This window comes from Pseudomonas promysalinigenes, assembly GCF_014269025.2.
GTDB classification, from domain to species: Bacteria; Pseudomonadota; Gammaproteobacteria; order Pseudomonadales; family Pseudomonadaceae; genus Aquipseudomonas; species Aquipseudomonas promysalinigenes.
In genome coordinates this window covers 2,547,240-2,568,196 of the sequence record NZ_CP077094.1, presented here as the reverse complement: position 1 = coordinate 2,568,196, position 20,957 = coordinate 2,547,240, and the positions used below count along the sequence as shown (strand labels likewise).

Annotated in this window: 17 protein-coding genes, 1 pseudogene and 1 riboswitch; of the genes and pseudogenes, 6 read left to right on the top strand and 12 right to left on the bottom strand. The window is 60.2% G+C overall.

The window, feature by feature from the left end; translation table 11 throughout:
* The first annotated feature begins 83 nt into the window (after window positions 1-83).
* Window positions 84-294, top strand: a riboswitch (cobalamin riboswitch).
* A 101-nt stretch (window positions 295-395) separates the two neighbouring features.
* The 4 genes from cobW to HU725_RS11615 are packed head-to-tail and all read left to right on the top strand — an operon-like array spanning window position 396 to window position 6,905.
* Entirely contained in the window at window positions 396-1,463 is a 1,068-nt protein-coding gene (gene cobW / locus HU725_RS11630) for a cobalamin biosynthesis protein CobW (RefSeq protein WP_186477326.1), read from the top strand.
* A gap of 3 nt (window positions 1,464-1,466) precedes the next feature.
* Window positions 1,467-5,228, top strand: a complete 3,762-nt coding sequence (gene cobN / locus HU725_RS11625; protein ID WP_186477325.1) for a cobaltochelatase subunit CobN — start codon at window positions 1,467-1,469, stop codon at window positions 5,226-5,228.
* Between the two features lies 1 nt (window position 5,229).
* Entirely contained in the window at window positions 5,230-6,228 is a 999-nt protein-coding gene (locus HU725_RS11620; RefSeq protein WP_186477324.1) for a magnesium chelatase ATPase subunit I, read from the top strand.
* 35 nt (window positions 6,229-6,263) lie between these two features.
* The gene (locus HU725_RS11615; protein ID WP_186477385.1) at window positions 6,264-6,905 is read left to right on the top strand and encodes a vWA domain-containing protein; all 642 of its coding nucleotides are present in this window, start codon (window positions 6,264-6,266) and stop codon (window positions 6,903-6,905) included.
* Between the two features lie 105 nt (window positions 6,906-7,010).
* Here the strand turns inward: HU725_RS11615 and HU725_RS11610 are convergent, their stop codons facing one another.
* Window positions 7,011-7,277 carry a hypothetical protein gene (locus HU725_RS11610; RefSeq protein WP_060477304.1) on the bottom strand — a complete coding sequence of 89 codons (267 nt, stop codon included), beginning with the start codon at window positions 7,275-7,277 and terminating at the stop codon, window positions 7,011-7,013.
* Window positions 7,278-7,617: 340 nt separating this feature from the next.
* Between HU725_RS11610 and HU725_RS11605 the strand changes: the two genes are divergently transcribed.
* Window positions 7,618-8,943 carry a sigma-54 dependent transcriptional regulator gene (locus HU725_RS11605; RefSeq protein ID WP_186477323.1) on the top strand — a complete coding sequence of 442 codons (1,326 nt, stop codon included), beginning with the start codon at window positions 7,618-7,620 and terminating at the stop codon, window positions 8,941-8,943.
* On the opposite strand, the gene HU725_RS11600 is transcribed toward HU725_RS11605, so the two are convergent.
* From HU725_RS11600 to HU725_RS23135, 11 genes and pseudogenes are all read right to left on the bottom strand, one after another.
* Window positions 8,944-11,145, bottom strand: coding sequence for an LTA synthase family protein (locus HU725_RS11600; protein ID WP_186477322.1), 2,202 nt, complete (start codon window positions 11,143-11,145; stop codon window positions 8,944-8,946). It abuts the gene before it with no gap.
* 121 nt (window positions 11,146-11,266) lie between these two features.
* A complete protein-coding gene (gene fapF / locus HU725_RS11595; RefSeq protein ID WP_060477306.1) occupies window positions 11,267-12,547 on the bottom strand; it encodes a fibril amyloid transporter FapF in 1,281 nt (426 codons plus the stop codon).
* A gap of 48 nt (window positions 12,548-12,595) precedes the next feature.
* Entirely contained in the window at window positions 12,596-13,336 is a 741-nt protein-coding gene (gene fapE, locus HU725_RS11590) for a fibril amyloid subunit FapE (protein ID WP_186477321.1), read from the bottom strand.
* Window positions 13,337-13,381: 45 nt separating this feature from the next.
* Window positions 13,382-14,062: a fibril amyloid maturation endopeptidase FapD gene (gene fapD / locus HU725_RS11585; protein ID WP_060477308.1), complete on the bottom strand. Its 681-nt coding sequence runs from the start codon at window positions 14,060-14,062 to the stop codon at window positions 13,382-13,384.
* Between the two features lie 66 nt (window positions 14,063-14,128).
* Window positions 14,129-15,616: an amyloid-like fimbrin subunit FapC gene (gene fapC, locus HU725_RS11580; RefSeq protein WP_186477320.1), complete on the bottom strand. Its 1,488-nt coding sequence runs from the start codon at window positions 15,614-15,616 to the stop codon at window positions 14,129-14,131.
* Window positions 15,617-15,668: 52 nt separating this feature from the next.
* A complete protein-coding gene (gene fapB / locus HU725_RS11575) occupies window positions 15,669-16,247 on the bottom strand; it encodes a fibril amyloid subunit FapB (RefSeq protein WP_060477310.1) in 579 nt (192 codons plus the stop codon).
* 1 nt (window position 16,248) lies between these two features.
* Window positions 16,249-16,680 carry a functional amyloid chaperone FapA gene (gene fapA / locus HU725_RS11570; RefSeq protein WP_186477319.1) on the bottom strand — a complete coding sequence of 144 codons (432 nt, stop codon included), beginning with the start codon at window positions 16,678-16,680 and terminating at the stop codon, window positions 16,249-16,251.
* Window positions 16,681-16,976: 296 nt separating this feature from the next.
* The gene (locus HU725_RS11565; protein WP_186477318.1) at window positions 16,977-17,528 is read right to left on the bottom strand and encodes an AAA family ATPase; all 552 of its coding nucleotides are present in this window, start codon (window positions 17,526-17,528) and stop codon (window positions 16,977-16,979) included.
* Window positions 17,525-18,091, bottom strand: coding sequence for a nicotinamide riboside transporter PnuC (gene pnuC / locus HU725_RS11560; RefSeq protein ID WP_186477317.1), 567 nt, complete (start codon window positions 18,089-18,091; stop codon window positions 17,525-17,527). The genes HU725_RS11565 and pnuC overlap by 4 nt, the downstream gene beginning before the upstream one ends.
* Before the next feature lie 106 nt (window positions 18,092-18,197).
* A complete protein-coding gene (locus tag HU725_RS23140) occupies window positions 18,198-18,932 on the bottom strand; it encodes a methyl-accepting chemotaxis protein (protein WP_409489200.1) in 735 nt (244 codons plus the stop codon).
* A 138-nt stretch (window positions 18,933-19,070) separates the two neighbouring features.
* Window positions 19,071-19,742 (bottom strand): annotated as a pseudogene (locus tag HU725_RS23135) (cache domain-containing protein); the annotation flags it as partial.
* Between the two features lie 384 nt (window positions 19,743-20,126).
* Between HU725_RS23135 and HU725_RS11550 the strand changes: the two are divergent.
* A complete protein-coding gene (locus HU725_RS11550; protein WP_060477315.1) occupies window positions 20,127-20,957 on the top strand; it encodes an undecaprenyl-diphosphate phosphatase in 831 nt (276 codons plus the stop codon).

Genomic DNA, 20,957 nt, shown 5'->3' with positions numbered 1-20,957 from the left:
AAAGCAATGCAACAGCAGGGCAAAACAAGGCCAAATGCCTATGCAGGAGCGTGGACGATAGTTGACCACCTGCCACCCCCCGCGTAGCCTTGCTGCTTCGAGGTTCTTCGGCCAGGCCGAAGCTAAGACGGGAACGCGGTTGAAGCCGCGGCTGCCCCCGCAACTGTAGGCACCGACAATGGATCGACACAGCCACTGCGCCAACGCGCGGGAAGGCGTCCATCCGCCACTAAGCCGTTCGCACGGCAATGGTACGGTGCAAGCCAGGAGACCTGCCTCGTTCACGATTTCGACTTTCAACCGGGCGGGGTGATCCGGTGGCGAACGAGCCCGGCCAGCTTGGCCTGCGGCTATCGTCCCGTGTGCCCGCGCTAACCTGCCAAGGGCAACACGACATGAAAACATTGGCCAAGCTCCCCGTCACTATCGTTACAGGCTTCCTCGGCTCAGGCAAAACCACGCTGCTGCGCCACATGCTCGATAACGCCCAAGGCCGCCGCATCGCGGTCATCGTCAACGAGTTCGGTGAGCTGGGCATCGACGGCGAAATCCTCAAACAGTGCAGTATCGGTTGCACCGAAGAAGAAGCCAGCGGCCGCGTTTATGAGCTTGCCAACGGCTGCCTGTGCTGCACGGTCCAAGAAGAATTCTTCCCCGTCATGCGTGAACTCGTGGCGCGTCGCGGCGACCTTGATCACATCCTCATCGAAACCAGCGGCCTGGCCCTGCCAAAGCCGTTGGTACAAGCCTTCCAGTGGCCAGAAATTCGCAATGCCTGCACCGTCGACGCGGTCATCACTGTGGTCGATAGCCCAGCCGTGGCCGCTGGCACCTTCGCTGCCTACCCAGAACAAGTCGATGCGCAACGCAAGCTCGACCCCAACCTCGATCATGAGTCGCCCCTGCACGAATTGTTCGCCGACCAGCTGGCCAGCGCTGATCTGGTGGTGCTCAACAAAGCCGACCTGATCGATGCCCAAGGCCTGGCCAAGGTCCGTGCCGAAGTGGCCGAGGAGCTGCCGCCAGCGGTCAAGGTCATCGAGGCCAGCAGCGGCCGCCTGCCGCTGGACGTGTTGCTGGGCATCGGTGCGCAGTCAGAAGTGCATATCGATGGCCGCCGCACGCATCACGATTCGCACCATGACGGCGACGACCATGATAACCACGATCACGACGCTTTCGATTCGATCTCCATCGACCTGCCCGAGGCGGACGAAAGCTTGCTTCTCGATGCCTTGACCCAACTGGTGGTCGAGTTCGGCATCCTGCGTGCCAAAGGCTTCGCGGCCATCCCTGGCAAGCCAATGCGCCTGCTGGTGCAAGGGGTCGGTACACGCTTCGACAAACATTTCGACCGTGCCTGGCGCGCCGACGAGCCCCGCATCACGCGTTTGGTATTGATCGGTCAGGACCTGGACCCTGGGCAGCTTGAAGCTCGCCTGCGCAAGGCGCTGGGCGCCTGACCCATGCACCTGCTGCGGACCCAGCCCGGTGGTTTCGTACCGGACGACAGCATAGCCGATCTCGGCCAGACGCCCGCTGAGCTGGTGATTCTCTGTAGCGGTGATTCGCACTTGGCATTGCTTGCCGAAACCGCTGAGCAGCTCCCTGACGATTTCCCCAGCATGCGTCTGGCCAATCCGATGCAGGTGCAGAACCATGCTTCGGTCGACCTGTATGTGGATCGGGTGCTGCGCCATGCCAAGCTGATTCTGGTATCGCTGCACGGAGGCGTCGGTTACTGGCGCTATGGTGTAGAGCAGTTGGTGGAACTTGCCTCGCGCGGCGTGCAATTGATTCTGGTGCCTGGCGATGATCGCCCGGACCCAGAGTTGACTGGCCTGGGTACGGTCACCGGCGAGGCGGCAGAGCGCCTGTGGCACTACTTGCGTCAAGGCGGCAAAAGCAATGCGGTGAACTTGTTCCACTGCTTGGCCAGCCAGTGGCTGGGGCGCGATTATTCATGGGACGAACCCCAGCCTTTGCCGCGCACTTCGGTGTATCACCCAGGCAAACCAAATGCCCGGCTGGAAGACTGGTACAGCCACTGGGCCACGGACTACCCGGTGGCCCCATTGTTGTTCTATCGCTCGCACCTGCAAGCAGCCAATACCGCATTCATCGACGTGTTCTGCGAACGTTTGCAGGCGGCAGGCCTGAATCCGTTGCCCATCGCGGTGGCCAGCCTGAAGGACAGTGCCTGCCTGGAGCAGGTCGAAGCCTGGCTGGACGAAGTGGGCGCCGAGGTGTTGATCAACACCACAGGTTTTGCGCTGTCCAGCCCGGAGCACCCCAACTTGCGCCCGTTACGTCGAGATATTCCGGTGCTGCAAGCCATCTGCGCCCAGGACAACCAGCCTGGCTGGGAAGCCAGCGAGCAAGGGCTGGGTGCCCGCGACCTGGCCATGCACATTGCTTTGCCGGAACTGGACGGGCGCATCATCACGCGCCCTGTGAGTTTCAAGGACATGGCCTGGCGCAGTGAGCGCAGTCAATCCGATGTGGTCTGTTACCGTGCCCACCCCGAGCGCATGGACTTCGTTGCCGAACTGGCGCGCCGCTGGGTAGAACTGGCGCGCTTGCCCAACGGGCAGAAGCGGGTGGCCCTGGTGTTGGCCAATTACCCTACACGTGATGGCCGCATTGGCAACGGCGTCGGCCTGGACACCCCGGCAGCCGCCCTGAACATCCTTAAAGCACTGCAAGCCGAGGGTTACCCTGTCGCAGCGCTGCCCGACAGCGGTACGCAACTGATTCATCAGTTGCTCGGCGGGGTAACCAATGATCTCGAGCATATCGACCAGCGCCCGTGCGCCCAGAGCCTGAGCCTGGCGGACTACCAGGCGGCGTTCGCGCGCCTGCCCGAGGCCAACCGCCAAGCAGTGCTGCAGCGTTGGGGAACACCCGAGCAGGACCCCATGTACCGTGGCGGACGCCTGATGGTGGCCGGCTTGCGCTTCGGGCTGACGTTCGTGGGCATTCAGCCTGCTCGCGGCTACCAGGTCGACCCCAGCGCCGTTTACCACGACCCGGACCTGGTGCCACCGCACGGTTACCTGGCGTTTCACTTCTGGTTGCGCCATGCCTTCGCCGCCGATGCGGTCATCCATGTCGGCAAGCATGGCAACCTGGAATGGCTACCAGGCAAGGGCGTCGGCCTGTCCGCCCAATGTTGGCCAGACGCCTTGCTCGGGCCGCTGCCGAACATTTATCCGTTCATCGTCAACGATCCGGGCGAGGGTGCGCAGGCCAAGCGTCGAACGCAGGCGGTGATCATCGATCACCTGATGCCGCCGCTGACCCGTGCTGAAACCTATGGCCCACTTCGGCATCTGGAACAGCTCGCGGACGAGTTCTACGAAGCGCAATTGCTTGACCCGCGTCGGGCGCGTGAACTGCAGCGGGACATTCTTGAATTGGTCAAAGCCAACCATATTGACCGCGAGTTGCAGCTCGAAGGCCAATTGGATGATGCCGCGCTGTGGCTACCGCGCCTGGATACCTACCTGTGCGACCTGAAGGAGTCGCAGATTCGCGATGGCCTGCATATCTTCGGGCAGTCGCCCCAGGCGCGTCTGCGCATCGATACCTTGCTGGCCCTGTTGCGCGTCGAGCGTGGCGATGGCCGGGGCGGCAATGCCAGTCTGTTACGTGCGCTAGCCAAAGCTTTTGAGTTGGGCTTCGACCCTCTGGACAGCGACCTGGGTCAAGCCTGGTCCGGCCCACGCCCGGCATCGCTGCAGGCTTTGCTCCAGGGCGTGTGGCGCACCTGCGGCGACACCCGTGAGCGCCTTGAGCTGTTCGCCCTGCAGATCATCGAGCAGGCACTGCACGGCAGCGTTGCACTGCCCGCTGGGGACCAGTGGCAGAGCGTGAAGCAGGTGATTGCAACCCTGCAGGCGCAGGTCGCACCGCAACTCGATGGGTGTGGCGCGGCCGAGATGAACGGCCTGCTGGCTGCACTTAGCGGGCGCTTTGTCCCTGCAGGCCCCAGCGGCGCGCCAAGCCGCGGCCGCTTGGACGTGTTGCCCACCGGCCGCAATTTTTACACGGTCGACGTGCGCAACCTGCCAACCGCGACAGCTTGGCGCCTGGGGTTCGCCTCGGCCAATCTGATCCTGGAGCGGCACCTGCAGGACCATGGCGATCATCTGCGCCAGTTGGGGTTATCGGTGTGGGGTACGGCGACCATGCGAACAGGCGGTGACGACATTGCCCAGGCCATGGCCTTGATGGGCGTGCGCCCGGTCTGGGCGTCGGGCAGTCAACGCGTGGACGACTTCGAAATTTTGCCGATAAGCCTACTGGACCGGCCACGAGTGGACGTTACCCTGCGGGTTTCAGGCTTTTTCCGCGATGCCTTTGGCAACCTCATACGGCTCTTCGATGCAGCAGTGCAAGCAGTGGCGGCATTGGACGAACCCGATGATCTGAACCCGTTGGCCGCCCGCGTACGTCTCGAGCGCGCCAGCTTGCAGGCCCAGGGGCTAGATGCCGAGCAGGCAGCGCGCCAGGCGGGTTGGCGCGTGTTCGGGGCCAAACCAGGCGCCTATGGTGCCGGTGTACAGAACGCCATCGATGGCCGCCTGTGGCACGGCCGTGAGGACCTCGCCGAGGTTTACCTCAATCACGGTGGCTACGCATACGGGGGCAGTGACGAGGGCACACCGGCGCGTGCCGAGTTCGCCCGTCGCCTGAGCCAGGTTCAGGCGGTATTGCAGAACCAGGACAACCACGAACACGATCTGCTTGACTCCAACGATTACTATCAATTCCAAGGTGGCATGCTGGCTGCTTCGGAAACCCTCGCTGGGTCAACAGTCGCAAGCTACCACGGTGATCACAGCCAGGTTGATCGCCCTCGCATTCGCACCCTCAAGGAAGAACTCAACCGCGTGATCCGTGCCCGTGCACTGAACCCGAAATGGATCGACGGGGCCAAACGTCATGGTTACAAAGGGGCATTCGAAATGGCCGCGACCGTTGACAATCTGTTCGCCTTCGATGCCACCACCCACCTGATCGACGACCATCATTACCAGTCGCTGGCCGATGCTTACGTGCTGGACCCAGCGACCCGCGATTTCATGCGTGAGCACAACCCTGAGGCGCTGCGCGACCTCACCGAGCGTTTGCTCGAAGCCCAGCAGCGCGGGCTTTGGCAAGACCCAGGTGAGTATCGCGAGACCCTTGAGGAGCAATTGCTCGACGGCGAGGAACAAGCTTGAAATGAGTGACCCCCAACAATTTCCATTGGCAGCCGTAGTTGGTGCCGACGCGCTCAAGCTGGCCCTGTGCCTGACTGCTATCGACCCCAAGATTGGCGGCGTGCTTATCGAGGGGCCGCGCGGTATGGCCAAAAGCACGCTTGCCCGCGGCCTGGCCGACCTGCTGGATGAAGGGCCGTTTGTCACCTTGCCCCTTGGGGCGACGGAAGAACGTCTGGTCGGTACCCTGGACCTCAACGCTGCGCTTGGCCAAGGCCAGGCGCAGTTCTCGCCCGGCGTGCTGGCACATGCCGATGGTGGTGTGCTGTATGTCGATGAGGTCAACCTACTGCCCGATAACCTGGTGGACCTGTTGCTGGATGTGGCTGCCAGTGGCACCAACCGCGTCGAGCGCGACGGGATCTCTCACCGGCACAGTGCCCGTTTCGTGCTGATCGGGACCATGAACCCAGAGGAAGGGGAGTTGCGCCCGCAATTGCTCGATCGCTTCGGGCTGAATGTGGCGCTGCAAGGCCTGCCAGCGCCGCAAGAGCGTCAACAGATCATTCGTCGGCGGCTGGCCTTCGACAATGACCCGCAGGCGTTTTGCGAGCAATGGGCTAGCGCCCAAGGTCAATTGCGCAGTCGCTGCCAGGTGGCGCGCCAGGCCCTGGCAGCGATCGCATTGGATGATCAGGCATTGGCCTGGATCACCGAGCGCTGCTTTGCAGCTGGCGTGGATGGCCTGCGTGCCGACCTGGTCTGGCTGCGTGCAGCCCGAGCCCATTGCGCCTGGCGCGGTGGGCAGGTGATCGAGCAAGCCGATATTGACGCTGTGGCCGAGTTCGCTCTGCGTCATCGGCGCCGCACGCCGCCTGATGCGCCGGCGGCCTCAGGCGCGGCGCAGCCGGGCGGTGACAGTGCCGGCGAGGGTGGTCAAGGGGACTGGGGGGCGATGCCTGCGCAACCTGTGAGCAGTGGAGCGCGGCGAGAGGTACCTAATTGGGCAAAAAAGCCCTAAGCATCCGCCAACCTGCTGTGGCAGTGGCGGATGCCATGCCAGGCACCGGTAAACTTTCAGGCGCTAGAGGCGAACGAACGCGACAGGCCGTGTCAGGTCGGGTGGCTTGGTTACCAACATTGCTTAGGGGGCGCCCCACCTCACGCCAGGACATTGTCTGGCAACAGCGCCTGGGCCGCACCAATGAGTTGTGGTTAGTGATCGTCGACGCCTCGGCATCGACCCGGCGTCATCAGGCCCTGGCGCAGGGCAAAGGCCTACTGGCCGAACTGTTCGACCAGGCTTACCGTCAACGTGCCCGTCTGGCTCTACTGACTGTCAGTGGGGGGGCTGCGCAATGGCAGCGTCACGGCCTCAAGGCGTCAGCGAGCCTGCAGCCATGGTTGCAGGCCCTCGGCGCCGGAGGCGGCACGCCTTTGATCGCAGCCTTGGAGACAGGTCGGCTCTGGCTGCAGGCCCGGCAAAAAGCCCATAGCCATGAACTGCAGCGTTGCATCATCCTTACCGATGGCCGGCTCAAGCGCTGGAATACCTTGCAACCCATGCCGTGCGCGACTGTGTTGGTGGACATGGAATTGGCGCCTGTGCGGGTGGGCCGCGGGCGGCAGATGGCCACGGAGCTTCACGCCGACTATCAGCACATCGAGCAATTCAAGGTGCTGGTAAGTGTTAAGTGATCGACGCGTGTGTGGCACTTTGTCGCAATAAGGAAGTTGCCAGAACGGCAGTTGGGAAGTTAGACAAGTGCGTGCAGGGCACACACTTGTGCTCAAACCGCGAAATTACTTCGGCATCGACCAAGGCTGCAGGTCGTAACCTTTTTGTGACAGCTCTGCACGCACTTCCTCAATCAAGCTGGCCCATTGTGCAGGGTCAGAATAGATACGCGATGGAACTTGCTTACTGCCAATTCGGGTGCTGGTGCGGTCGATGACCGCCAAGCTCAGCTCACCGGTTCCGTTGGGCGCATCCCAGGCTACACAGTGGAAGGGCTCGAAAGCATGGTCGGCAATCAGCAGTGCTTCGTTGACACGGAGCGGGGCATTCATGGTTCGGTCTCTCTATGGTCCCAAACATCTAAATAGGGCCGCGTGACTGCTACGTCGCTACCGGTTTATCGCGATCCGCAGTGCGGGGTTATTTGTACTGATGCTCCAAGTTGGGGGTGGAGTCACACAGGGGGTGTAAATTTTTTTGAGTCTTGCGCAATTTCTTGCCTGCGCCGCCTGTGACGCTGATGAATTTGAAAAATTCCCGAACGCACCCGGTGTGGTGCAAATCTGCAGACAGACGGTCGTTGGCACTGTCAGGTTCGTTGCTACTGTTAAATCGGCGCCGCAACTTGCTGTTTTCACATATAAAACCAACAATTGGCGCCAAGGAACGGTCATGCACGAGACTGCCGCTCTTCGTCGCCTGCTCATCGTCGACCCCTGTGACGACTGCCACCGTTTGCTACCAGCCCTGGAAAGTGCCGGTTGGGTAGTGCACACCTGCAGCCTGGACCAGGCGCTCGAGCACCGATGCGATATCGGCCTGCTGCGCCTTCAGGGCTCGCACCTGCAGCATCCGGACGCAGTCAAGGACATGATCAAACGCAGCAACACCGAGTGGATCGCCGTGCTCGATGCCCAGCAGCTGCGCATGCCAAACGTTGGGGATTTCGTCTGCGAATGGTTCTTCGATTTTCATACTTTGCCTTTTGACTTCTCCCGCGTGCTGGTAACGCTCGGCCGGGCGTTCGGCATGGCGCGTCTGCGCGGCCAAGGCACTTCAAGGGTGGATGCGTTGGAGCATGAACTGCTCGGTGACAGCCGCCCGATTCTGGAATTGCGCAAGTTGCTCGGCAAACTGGCACCAACCGAATCGCCGGTGCTTATCCGTGGCGAGAGCGGCACAGGCAAAGAATTGGTTGCGCGGACACTGCACCGGCAATCCCAGCGTAGCGAAAAGCCGTTCATCGCCATCAACTGCGGCGCGATCCCTGAGCATTTGATCCAGTCCGAGCTGTTCGGGCATGAAAAAGGTGCTTTCACAGGTGCACACCAGCGCAAGGTGGGGCGTATCGAGGCGGCGCACGGGGGTACGTTGTTCCTCGACGAAATTGGCGACCTTCCCTTGGAATTACAGGCCAATTTGCTGCGTTTTCTCCAGGAAAAGAACATTGAGCGTGTGGGCGGCAGTCAGCCAATACCGGTCGATGTTCGCGTGTTGGCAGCAACCCATGTGGACCTGGAAAAGGCCATTGAGCAGGGGCGTTTTCGTGAAGACCTCTATTACCGGCTCAATGTCTTGCAGGTGGTGACTGCTCCGTTGCGTGATCGGCATGGTGACTTGCCCATGCTGGCCAACCATTTCTCGCATTTCTACAGTTTGGAAACAGGCCGCAGGCCACGGACGTTCAGCGATCACGCCCTGGCAGCGATGGGGCGGCACACCTGGCCGGGGAACGTTCGCGAGCTCGCCAACCGGGTCAGGCGCGGGCTGGTGCTGGCTGAAGGGCGCCAGATAGAGGCTCAGGACCTGGGGCTGGAGGGCCTGACGCATGACGACCAGCCTCTGGGTACCTTGGAGGATTACAAGCACCGGGCCGAGCGCCAGGCGCTGTGCGACGTCTTGGACCGGCACAGCAACAACATGAGCATCGCTGCCAAGGTGCTTGGAGTATCAAGGCCAACGTTCTATCGGCTGCTGCACAAGCACCAGATTCGGTGATCAGCTCGATTGCGCAACCTGCCCGTCGTTCAGTTCCTCCAGGGCTGCTTCCTCACCAGGTAACGCGGTGATCACGCTGAAATCACTCACCTCGACTTTGCCGTCACCATAACCCAGCAAATGGAAGGAAAACGCGTTGCGTTTGATTGGGTTGTCAAAGCCAAATTCGATCTCCAGCGGCTTGTCGGCCGTGACCTCGATTGCCTCAGGCAAACCCAGCTGCACATCCCGTTCCCGTTCCTTGGCTTTGAGTTGGATGTACGCCGCGTGCTGCCGGTCCAATGCGCGTACCTTGACCTTTACTCGGGTATGCGAGCCCTCGGGCATTTCCAGGTATTGAGCGCCGATCAGGTTATCTGCCCAGTCGTTGGGAATGTGCGCCTGTAGTTGGATGGCAGTGGGGCTACCGAATTGATAGCTAAGGTTCTGCGGCGTCTGCAACAACGAGTGGTCGAGCACGTCGGCCAGCGCACTTACCTGTGCACCGAGGGCGCTGTCGCCGAGCCCAAGGTATTTGGCCTGATCAGCGATGAAGCCCGAGCTTTGGTAACGACGGCAGCGCTGCTGAAAATCGCACTCGGTCAACACACCCTTGCCATCGTGATAGCGCAGCATGGCATTGGTGTAGGCAATCATCTCTCGACCGCTGTCGTAGTCGCGGAACAACGAGCGCCCGCCAAGGGCGACGGGGATTGGCAGAGCAAAATAATCGAGCAATGAAGTGGCCAAGTCGATGTGGCCATAGGTCCCGCGCTTGATAGGTGGCAAGAGCGACTGCTCTGGGGCCAGGGTCAGGTTGAAGCCCCACGAAGAAGCCAGGCGCACGCCATCGATCCCATGGGATTCATCTGAGGTCACTACCACCAGCGTGTCCTTGAGTACGCCCTGCTGCTCGAGCTTGTCGAGAAAGGCCCCCACCGCGTCATCCAGGTAAGCGACAGCAGCTTGTTTAGGGTCAGGGTAGCGCTGCAGGTAGTGATCAGGGGCTGAATAGGGCTGGTGAGTACCCACCGTCAGCAGGGTGAGCATCCAGGGGCGGGCCTGTTGACGCAGCTGGCCCACATAATCCAGGGCGCCTTCGAAGAAGGCTCGGTCATCCTTGCCCCAGAGGAATTTCAGGTAATTCTTGTTGCTGAACCACTCCACCCCATGCACCGCATCGAAGCCGATATGCGGCATGATGCGGTCCTTGGCCATGAAGCGCAGGCCTGCGCCCTGCAAGTAGTGGGTAGTGAAACCGGCCTGACGCAGCTGCGCAGGCAGGCAGGCCTGGTTGCGCTGATGCAGGGTAAGCAGCTCGACACCTTTGGGTGTGCCATTGGCCAGTTTGTCGTAGTCGCCGCATAACATTGCATACAGGCCGCGAATGGTCTGGTGCGAGTGCAGCACGTAATCTGGGGTGTTCATGCCGCGTTCGGCCCACTGGCTGAGCTTGGGCATCAAGTCGTGGTCGAACCGACTGTGCAGCGCCTGGCGGTTGGGACGCACATACGCGCCGGGGATGCCTTCGAGCGTGATGACTAAAAGGTTGCGGGCCTGCCCAGGCGTTGCCAGCAGTTTCTGCCCACTCAAGTCGTGTTCGGTTAGCCCGGCGCTGGGTAGCGGTGTAACGCTTGGGGCGTTGCCTGCCCAGCGCTCGGCATGTCGCTGCAGGTTGCCGGCGGCGGCCGATAGCAGTTGATGAGGCAGGTTGTATTGGCGCCACTGGTCGGCATCGCTGGGCACCATGCGTTCGCCAGCCCAATGAATGGCGAACAGCAGTGCAGGGATGGCCCAAGCCCGTCGCGGCAGGTTGCTGCTCGGTTGCCCACGGCTGTGCCAGACACTCGCCAGCCAGAGCAGCAGGCCACCGGCCAGTAACACGGCAACCCAGGAATGGGCCAGACCGCTACCCGTGGAGTTTTCCATGAACTGCGGATCGAACAGATAACCCAAGTCAGCAGTGGTCGGCAGCCTGCCAACAGCGCTGACCAGCTCGGAAGAAGCCACCCACAGTGCGCACCATGCCAACAGAACCGGCAGCGCTAGCCACCATCGGCGGCGATGCAATAGCAACACCAGCGCACTGCCCAGGGCCAAGTCCGAGAGGAAGCCATACACGCTCGACCAGCCCAGCAGAGCGCGTATCAGCAATGGGATCACCAGCACCAGTGTGGCCAGGGCGACGAGCCGAGTGCGTGGTGGGCCTTGCAGGTTTTTCACGAAAACTTTCCTTATTGACATGAAATCGTCACGTATTTGTGCGTGATGATAACAGGCCGATAACGGCAAAGCCGTGGGCTACAAGGTTGGTAACCATTTGGGGCGCGATGCGCCCCAGTTCTCAGAAGTAATACGGGAATTTCAGGCTGAAGGAAAAGTCCGGGGCGTCATCGGTCAGGCCAATCGACAAGTTCGGCACGATCGTGAGGTTATTGGACGCAGCAAAGGTCAGGCCGACGTTGAAGTTGGCCGCGTTGTAGTCGCTGTTGGTGATCGATTGCCAGTCCCCACCATCGGGTTTGATCTTGCTCTTGCGGGCGAATTGATCGGTCACCGAGAACGACATGCTCATCTTCTCGTTGAGGGCAAAGGCGATACCGCCGCCGATTTGCCATGAATCGCCCAGTTTCACATCACCTGGCACCTTGGTATTGACCTGTGGGCTTATATCGCTGAACGAGTCCTGCATGTTGTAGGTGTACGAAAGGCTACCGAAAAGCACGGCCGGATCGAACGTCTTGATCAGCGAGATACCCGGGGTAATGGCCCACACACCGTTACCGGTAGGCAGGTCATCAGGTACCGACAAGTTGTCGTTGCCCGGCACCGGCTTGAGTTTGATGCCATAAGGGTCTTTGCCGGTTGGCGCCTTCACCCGCAACGTGGCAACGGCGTCTGGCCAGCTCTCAGACTCGTCGATGAATTTGTAGGCGATACCAAAGTTCACATCGCCGATGGTCGGATCACGCGTGACCGAAGCATCGGACGTAACTCCGGCCGCCCCACCCGCGCCACCGGAGGAGTAAGTGGAGTCGCGGTAGACGACCGGCACGTTTATATCGAACTGCCAGCGCTGGTCGACGTTGTACCGCGCGGTCAGGTCCAGGGTCCAGTTGTCAGCCTTGATGCGGTCGATGTTGATATTGCCGAGAAAAATGGAATCCAGTGCCAAGAAGCCGTTGAGCACCAGCGCGCGGGTGTCGTAATGGGTGTAGGTGAGCCCGGTTTCGACACTGAACTTTCCACCGCCGAAGAAGCCACTGGCCTCGTCATACAGGTTGGACACGCTTTGAGCCGGTTCGGAATTGTCTTGCAGCGACTGCCCATAGGAGCTCCCGCTGTTGCCAGGGGTGCCGGTGGCCACGGTCTGGCCGCCCTTGACGCCCTCGGCAGGAGACTTGGTCAGGCGCCTAGGTGCTGGCTGGGCGGGAGCTTCTTCGACCTGTTTGAGCCGCTGCTCCAGCACCATCAGTGCATTCTGCTGCGCTTCGTAGCGCTGTTTGAGCGCGATGAGTTCCTGTTTGAGTGCTTCGACCTGAGGGTCGGTTGCCGCCTGTAGCAGAGTGGCCGGAGCCAATGTTGTCAAACAAACGATAACTCTGAACTTCGACATGCGGTGCATGGATTAGCCGTCCCTTATGACTACATAACGATGAGACTTGAGCGTAGTTCAGTATCCGAGATTGCGAAGGCCTTTGAGTTGATCCAAGTTGGTATTTATCGAACCTGCCACTGGCGCATTGTCACGTAACACGACGTTGAGTGAAGTCAAGTTGCTGACACGGTTGCTCACGCCCAGCAGCGTGGTGTTCTGCATCAACCCCCCTTGGCCAAGGCTTTGCATAGAGCTGCCTTGGTTGCCGTTGGCAACGATGTTCATCTGCACGCCAGAGCCGCTGGACGACACGCTCAATGAGCCGGCGCCGTTGCTGCCTGTCAGTGTCGAACCCGCTGTCAGCGCTTGGCCCTGGGGCTGCACGGCGGGCGCTTCATTGCCTTTGGTGACGTTGATATCGACATTATTGCTGGCTGCGTTGAAATCACCTGCAGCGCGCACCACCTGGGTCACCCCTTGGGTCGTACTCAGGCCGTTACCACCCGTTACGGTGCCGGTGCCGATGCTCGAGGCGTTGCCGTTGCCTTTTTCATCGATCATCGAGACATAGAACTGCGGTTTTATGGTCGTCTGCTGAATTTGCATCGCCGACGTCGCCCCAATCACCTCGCCATTGGCGTTCTGCCAGGTGCTGGTCATGACGATGCCAAAACTCACGATTCGCCCTGGCATCACGTAACGGCCACGCAGGCTGGCCAGTTCCTGGTCTTTCAATTCGACTGGCTTGAACGTTTCGCCATGGGTAGGCAGGCTGGCGGCCAGGCAAACCATTGCCAGCCACAGTGAAGTCTTCATGAGGTTCTCCCGGAGCATGCGCCCTGTTGAGGTGCAACAAGGTCATTAGAAGAAGTCGCTTTGAATGAAACCGAAGTCCATCAATTCTGCGTCCTGAACCGGGGTGAAGTTGCTGATGCGGTGTTTCGCGCTCAGCGGCAGTGGCGGGTCGAGCAGAATATTGTTCTTGTCATAACCTTGGCCAATCACCGCGAAGATGATGCCATTCCAACCTTTTACGAAGTCGTCGATCCTGAAGCGTTTATGGCCCAGCACCGGGTCACCGATGTATACCCAGCCTCTGTCGACCTTCTGCATGACCACGAAATGCTTGTAGCCGCGGATGTCCATCAACACGACCACTGGAATGCGGATGCTGTTGAGGGTTTCGGGCGCCACTTTGTAACCACGGGCACGCATGCCCAGGCTCTCCACGTATTTTTTCATGTCGAGCATGGAGAACCCTTGGGTACGAACCAGGTCTTCGTTGGCATGGGCGAGCATGCCCTCGATCACCTGATGCTCATCCACGTCCAGCCAATAGGCCTGACGCAGGATGGTAGCCAAGGATGCCGCGCCACAACTGAAGTCGGTTTTCTGCGGTACCAGGTCGGCGAATTTACGTTCGCGCACGCTCTGGATCGGTTTGTAGACCACTGCACCACCTGGCAGTACGGATAACGGCATCTGCGAAGCTTCGCTGACACTGGCGATGCACAGCAGAAATGCCAAGGCGATAATGCGCATGTTCGACGCCCCCTGCCTTTTTCTTGTTAGAGGGAGGCCCCCGCAGGGGCCTCCTGAGCACAGTTGTCACATCGAGGTGTTGGAGATGGCCAGCGAGTTGCTTTGCTGGTTGCCCACACCCGCTGCCACGTTCACGCCCAAGTTGCCGCTGCCACCGTTCACCGAGCCACTGAGGGTAGCGGTGTTGGTCACAGGGTTGGCCCAACCGGTCGGAGTCAGCACTTGGAACGACACGGTGTTGCTCAGGGCATACTCGCTAGACTCGCTGAAGCTCTTCGAAATGCTGTCCGAAGACTGCGAGGCTTTTTCGCCAGCTTTTTCGTAGGCCGAAGCACTGGCTTTTTCCCAGGCCGATTGGTTGGCCTTCTCATAAGACGTATCGCGAGACTTGTCATAAGACGAGTCATGGCTGCGGTCATAGGAGGAGTCATAGGCTCTGTCGAATGAGCTGCTGAGCGACTTGTCGAACGACGAGTTGCTAGCCGACTCATGGGACTTGTCAACCGATGCGTCCAGCGAGGCGCTGAGCGATGCGTCGAAGTCCGAGCTGCGCGAACGCGTGAAGTTGCCGAAGGTTTGCGACGACGATGCGCTGCCATTGGCGCTGGCATCGAGCGAGGCGCTTACCGTGGTGTTGGACGACGAACTATGATTGTTGCTGGCACTGCCATTGGCAGCGTAGTTGTTCGACCCGCTGGCGCTCATGCTGTTGCTGCCACTGGCGCTGCTGCTGTTGGAGCCGCTGGCGGTCATGCTGGTCGAACCGCTGGAGCTGTTGCTATGGCTGCCGCTGGCACTGGCGCTTTGGCTGCCCGAGGCGCTGTAGCTGGAGCTGGAGCTCTTGTCGACGCTGGCATCGAACGAACCACTACGCGAAGCCGAACCACTCGAAGACGTGGTGAGGGTCAGCGTATCTACCCGATAAGTGCGATCGGCAGCGTTGTTCACCTGCAGGCCAGGGCCGTATTGGTTGGCGGTGGCAGTGGCAGAGGAGTTGCCGATAGGTGCCGAGTTGTTGGCGATCGCCATGCTGTTTTTCTGCTGGTTGAGATCGCCGCCGGCCACGTTGATGCCGATATTGCCACTGCTGCCTTCAGCCGAGCCGCTCATGACGGCGGAGCTTTGAGTCGACCAGTTGTTCACCGTGTTGTTGTTGCTGCGCTGGGTGATCTCGGCAGTAGCGGTTGAGGTGCCAAAGACGAAGCTGTTGTCGATCGCCGCATTGTCCGACGAGGTGTTGGCGATAGCCGACGCGTTGGCCTGCTGGTTGCCGTTACCGGCCGCCACGTTGACACCGACGTTGCCACTGGCGCCAGCACCGGAGCTGCTCATCTCGGCTTCGTTGATGGTGCCTTGGTTGTTGATGGTGTTACCGTTGCTTCTCTGACCGTCATTGGCGTTGGCAGTCGCATCGGTCAGCACGGCACGTGCAGGTGGGGTGTAGTTGTTGTGGTTGTTGTAACCACGGCGATTGTTCTGATCCGCTTGTGCAGCAACAGCCATGACCGCAGCAATTGCGAAAACCAGAGGCTTGATTGCCATCGAAGGTTTCATGGTGTTTCTCCGTCTTTAGGTTAAGTGTTGTTCTTACCTGTTTCCCTTTGGGTCAATTCGCGACCCTTACGCTCAGGGTGTTAGCCGTCTGGTTGCCCACCCCGGCGCTCTGATTCAGCTGGATGACCCCGCGGCTGCCGGTGAATGCCTGGTCACCAGTGGTGACTTGGCGATAGCCAGGTGAGGTATCAGATGGATCGGAGCTGTTGATCAGCGCCACGTTTTGTTGCAGCAGGACGCTGTCATCGATGCTTTGCGGTTGTGTACTGATGCTGATGCGCAGGGCATTGGCCTGCTGGGTCGCGGCGCCAGCGCTTTGGTTTACCCCCAGTGCGCCACTGCCATGACTGAACGCGTTGCCCTGGATACTGGCGCTGGCGCCCATGTTTGGGTCGACGATGGAGAGCTGGCGTTGGCGAATTTGCGTGGTCGCCGTGGCTTGGTGACCTGTGGCGATGGCTCTGGCGTTGGCTTGTTGCTGGCCATCACCTGCGGCTTGGTTGACGCCGAAGTTGCCTTGGTACTGAGCCCCGGAACTGTCGATATTGGCGTCGTTGAGCACGGGCACCGGCGATTGCGCCAGCGCCGATGCGCTAGCGGCAAAAGCCAAGATGAACAGGGTCTGCCTCATTTCATTTGCCTCCAGTGAGGATCTGCAAGGGCGCAAGACCGCGCTGGACGCTCGAATTGACCATGTTGGATATGCCGTTGCCCGAGCCTGTACCACGGCCGGCAGCCTGGTTTGCCAGTTGGGTCTGGTTGCCTATAGGGCCGCCGAGGTTGTCGGTTTGTTGGGTGACCAGCGAGGAGATTCCCGTGCCGCTTGTGATGCTGGCAAAATCCCCATCACTGAGCTCATTGGTCTGCCTAAGCACGTAAGCAGAGGGGTTGGCATTGGCAGTGGTGGGGTAGGGGTCAGGTGCCAGAGGCGCGCGGGTGGCGATGCGCGGTTGCACGTCGCGGGTGATGACGATGATCCCGTTGTCGGCTTGTGCAGGCAACGCCGAAGCCATTGCACAAGTAATCAGCAGCAGGTCATAAACGCGTCTATCCAGTTTCCCCATGACGGCTACTCCTTCTTCGAACGCTGGTCTTGTTCAGCGATGCGAGGGAGGAGAGCGAAAGCCGTGCCGCTTTTTGCTAACGCTTATGAATCAAATACTTGAGTGAATAGCCTGAAGCACTCATCGATGTTGTGTATCACCCTTGAGACAGACATTGAGGGTAAACGCCTGGGCGCGTAGATCAGATCTGTTCAGGCACCGCACCGGCGGAATGTCTCATAACCTTGACACTGCCCAGGCTCAAGGCTGGCAGCCTACAGATACAGCGACTTGCGTGACTTGAGTGTGTCATGGGCTTAACACTCAGTGGGGCAGGTTGGCATTTTATCTTCGAGCAGACGCTCAACCGCCCGCAAGGCATTGGCGCTGCGCTGCGGCCAGTCGCCGTCGATAATTTCCAAGGTTTGCCTATGGTGCAGCAGCCAGCGGTGGCTGTCCTCGAAAAAAACCTGTCGGTCGGCAAGGTCTGGCTGACTGCGCTGACCATCAGCGACCCAGCTCACCCCTTGAGGACTGAGCAGCAGATGCAAATCGTAATGCCTGTCTAGCAAGGCATGTTCCAACCAAGGCGGGCATGCGCCGAACAGCGCGCGGCTCCAGAGCATGTTGCTGAGCAGGTGGGTATCGAGAATCAGCAGCTCAGGCGCCAGCATTCGGGCCCGGTCTTCCCAGTCCAGTTGACCGCGGGCAATGGTCGGCACGTCGGCATAGCAGGTGTCCCGGCACTGCTGGTCGATGAAGTGACGGACGTATTCGGCTACCACAACGCCGCCGAAATGCGCTTGGATCTCGCCGCTCAGCCAGCTCTTACCGGTCGATTCGGGGCCGCACAGGACCAGGACTTTCATGCCGGCACCAATGCTGGATCGCGGCGCCATTGCAGCCAACCGCGTACTGCGATCAAGGTCAGCACGCTGAAGAACCCGGCCGTGAAATACAGCTGTTGCTGCAGATACAGGCCTACGTAAACGATATCGACCACGATCCATAGCGGCCAGCACTGCACGCGTTTGTGTGCCATCCACAATTGCGCGACCAGGCTGAAACCGGTCAGTGTCGCATCCAACCAGGGGGCGGCAGCATCGGTCCAGCCAGCCATTGCAGCGCCCAGTACGCAGCTCAGTCCCAGGCCAGCCATCAGGCCCCACAACAGCTTGCGCAGCGGCAGGTGCGAGACCCGCCGGGCCTGCTCGACCCGGTCGGGGCGTTTCCACTGCCACCAGCCGTAAAGCTGAAGTACAGCGTAGGCCAACTGAAGTAGCATGCCTGAATAGAGTTTGACCTCGTAGAACAGCCAGCCGTAGATCAGCACCATGATCAGGCCGATTGGCCAGCACCAAGCGTTCTGCTTGACGGTGAGCCACACGGCGGTAACGCCGAGCACGGCGGCGATGAGTTCGAGGCCGGACATCGGCGATCCTTGGTTGGCAAAGGGCGGCGATTGTAGCCTGTGGCGTGCGTGAGTTGTAGCGTGTAACGAGCACCGGCCGTGTCACCGGCTGGTGCCCAAGTGTGGTTCAGAGGCGGAACTGACGCAGCAGTTGCTGCAGCTGCTCGCTCAACTGCCCCAGGGCGACACCCGCGTCGCTGGACTGACGCGCCGCCTCGGCAGTCTGTTGGGATAAGCCTGCGGTATCCAGCACATTGCGGTTGATTTCCTCGACCACGTGGGATTGCTGCAAAGTGGCGCTGGCAATCGAGGCGTTGAGGGCAGTGAGGCTGTGCAGCGCCTGGCTGATCGCGTCCAGGCTGGTGCCGGCCTGCTGAGCTTGTTGCACGGTCTGGCGCGAGGCCTCGCTACTGGTGTCGATGGCTTTGACCGCCGCGTCTGACTGGCTTTGCAGGTGCTCGATCATGGTGTTGATTTCGGCGGTCGACTGCGCCGTGCGTTGGGCAAGCAGGCGCACTTCGTCAGCGACCACGGCAAAACCCCGGCCCTGCTCGCCAGCCCGAGCGGCTTCGATCGCAGCGTTGAGCGCGAGAAGGTTCGTTTGCTCGGCAATGGCGCGGATAACCTCCAGTACACCGCCGATTTTAGTGCTGTGCGAAGCCAGGTCGCGAATAACCTGCACCGCCTGGTCGATGGTCGCCGACAGGCGCTCGATCTGCTGCAAGCTGCCGTGAATGGCCTGCTGGCCATGTTCCACTTGCTGCTGGGCCGCGCGCATCTCCCCAGCGGCCTGCTCGGCAGTCTTGGCCACGTCTTGCACGGCGTAAGTCACCTCATTGACCGCTGTAGCCACTTGATCCATCTGCATCGACTGCTGAGCGCTATGGTGTTGCGCAGCACCAGCACTGTCGCCGACGTGCCCGGCGGACTGTGCCAAAGCCTGTGCGGCGCCCTGAAGCTGACCGACTACCCCCTGCAGCTTGCCGTTGAATTGGTTGAAGTGCTGGCCCAGGTAAGTGATTTCATCCCGGCCATGGGTGTCCAGGCGCCGAGTCAGGTCGCTTTCGCCGCTGGCGATGTTGCCCATGGCCTGCACGGCTTCTTGCAGCGGGCGAGCGATGCTGCGGGCGATCATCAATACCACCAGTGCCATGAGCACTGCGATGGCCAGCCCGAGCAACGAAGCGTCGCGTAACTGGCGGGCGAATTCGGCCTGAACGTCGTCGACATACACGCCAGAGCCGATGATCCAGCCCCACGGTTCGAACAACTGTATATAGGAGGTCTTGGCCACCGGCTCGCTGGCACCCGGCTTGGGCCAACGGTAGTCGACCGGGCCGGCACCGTGACTGCGGGCCAGCGCCACCATTTCATTGAAGACGGCAAAACCGTCCGGGTCGCGGATCGCGGAGAGGTCTTGGCCATCGAGCTTGGGGTTAGCCGGATGCATGATCATCTTTGGCGACAGATCATTAATCCAGAAATAGTCGTTGTGGTCGTACCGCAGTGCCTTGACCACTTGCAGCGCCTGCTGCTGAGCCGCCTCGCGGGTCAGCGTGCCAGTCGTTTCGAGGGCTTGGTAATAGGCCAGCACCCCAGCGGCAGTCTGCACCACGTGACGTGTCTTCTCCGCCTTGGCCTGGTACAGATCGCCGTGGATCTGGCGCAGCATCAACAGGCCGAGCAACACCAGCATGCCGACTGCAACCACCAAGATCAGCCACAAACGGCTGCTGATCGACATCGATCGCAATGCCTTCATCGAACCCACTCCTGTTGTTCTTGTTATTCAGGTGCATCCAAACATGCTTTCCAGGTGACAGGCACCCGACTAATGGCTAAGTGCTAGTTATTGACTACTCTGCCACAGGCTCACGCGAGTTTGTCATGCCCCTTAGCTAGGATTTCGGCCCGGCGAGATGAAACCTTTAATTCTGTAGAACTTTTCCGCTGGCGTTTGTCCCACATGTGCCTGTAAAAAGGCCGCGCCGCGTGCGGTGACAAGCAAATCAAGAAAAAACAGGCCTGCTGCCAGCAGTGCCTCATCGGGGGATCGATGGATTTTTGGACTGCCTTTCAGGCAATCATTCTAGGTGTGGTCGAGGGGCTGACAGAGTTCCTGCCGATTTCAAGTACAGGTCACCAAATCATCGTCGCCGACCTGATAGGTTTTGGCGGGGAACGAGCCATGGCATTCAATATCATCATCCAGCTGGCGGCGATCCTGGCAGTGATGTGGGAGTTGCGCCGCAAGATCCTGGATGTGGTGATCGGCCTTGGCAATCAGCCGAAGGCGCGCCGCTTCACGGCAAACTTGATGTTGGCATTTTTCCCTGCTGTGGTGCTGGGAGTATTGTTCGCCGACCTGATCCACGAGTACCTGTTTAACCCAATCACTGTTGCCGCGGCATTGGTGATCGGAGGCGTAATCATGCTTTGGGCCGAACGCCGTCAGCACAGCGTGGCGGTCGATCATGTCGATGACATGCGCTGGACGCATGCACTGAAAATTGGCTTCGTGCAGTGCCTGGCGATGATACCTGGCACCTCGCGCTCCGGTTCGACCATCATCGGTGGCCTGCTGTTTGGCCTGTCGCGCAAGGCCGCCACAGAGTTCTCGTTTTTTCTGGCCATGCCAACCATGGTTGGTGCGGCGGTGTACTCAGGCTACAAATACCGTCACCTGTTCGAACCCAGTGATCTGCCGGTGTTTGCCCTTGGCTTCGTGACCTCGTTCATTTTTGCCATGATTGCTGTGCGGGCGTTGCTGAAATTCATCGCCAACCACAGCTACGCGGTATTCGCCTGGTATCGGATTGTCTTCGGGTTGCTAATTCTGGCCACGTGGCAGTTCGGCTGGGTCGACTGGTCAACGGTGCATAGCTGA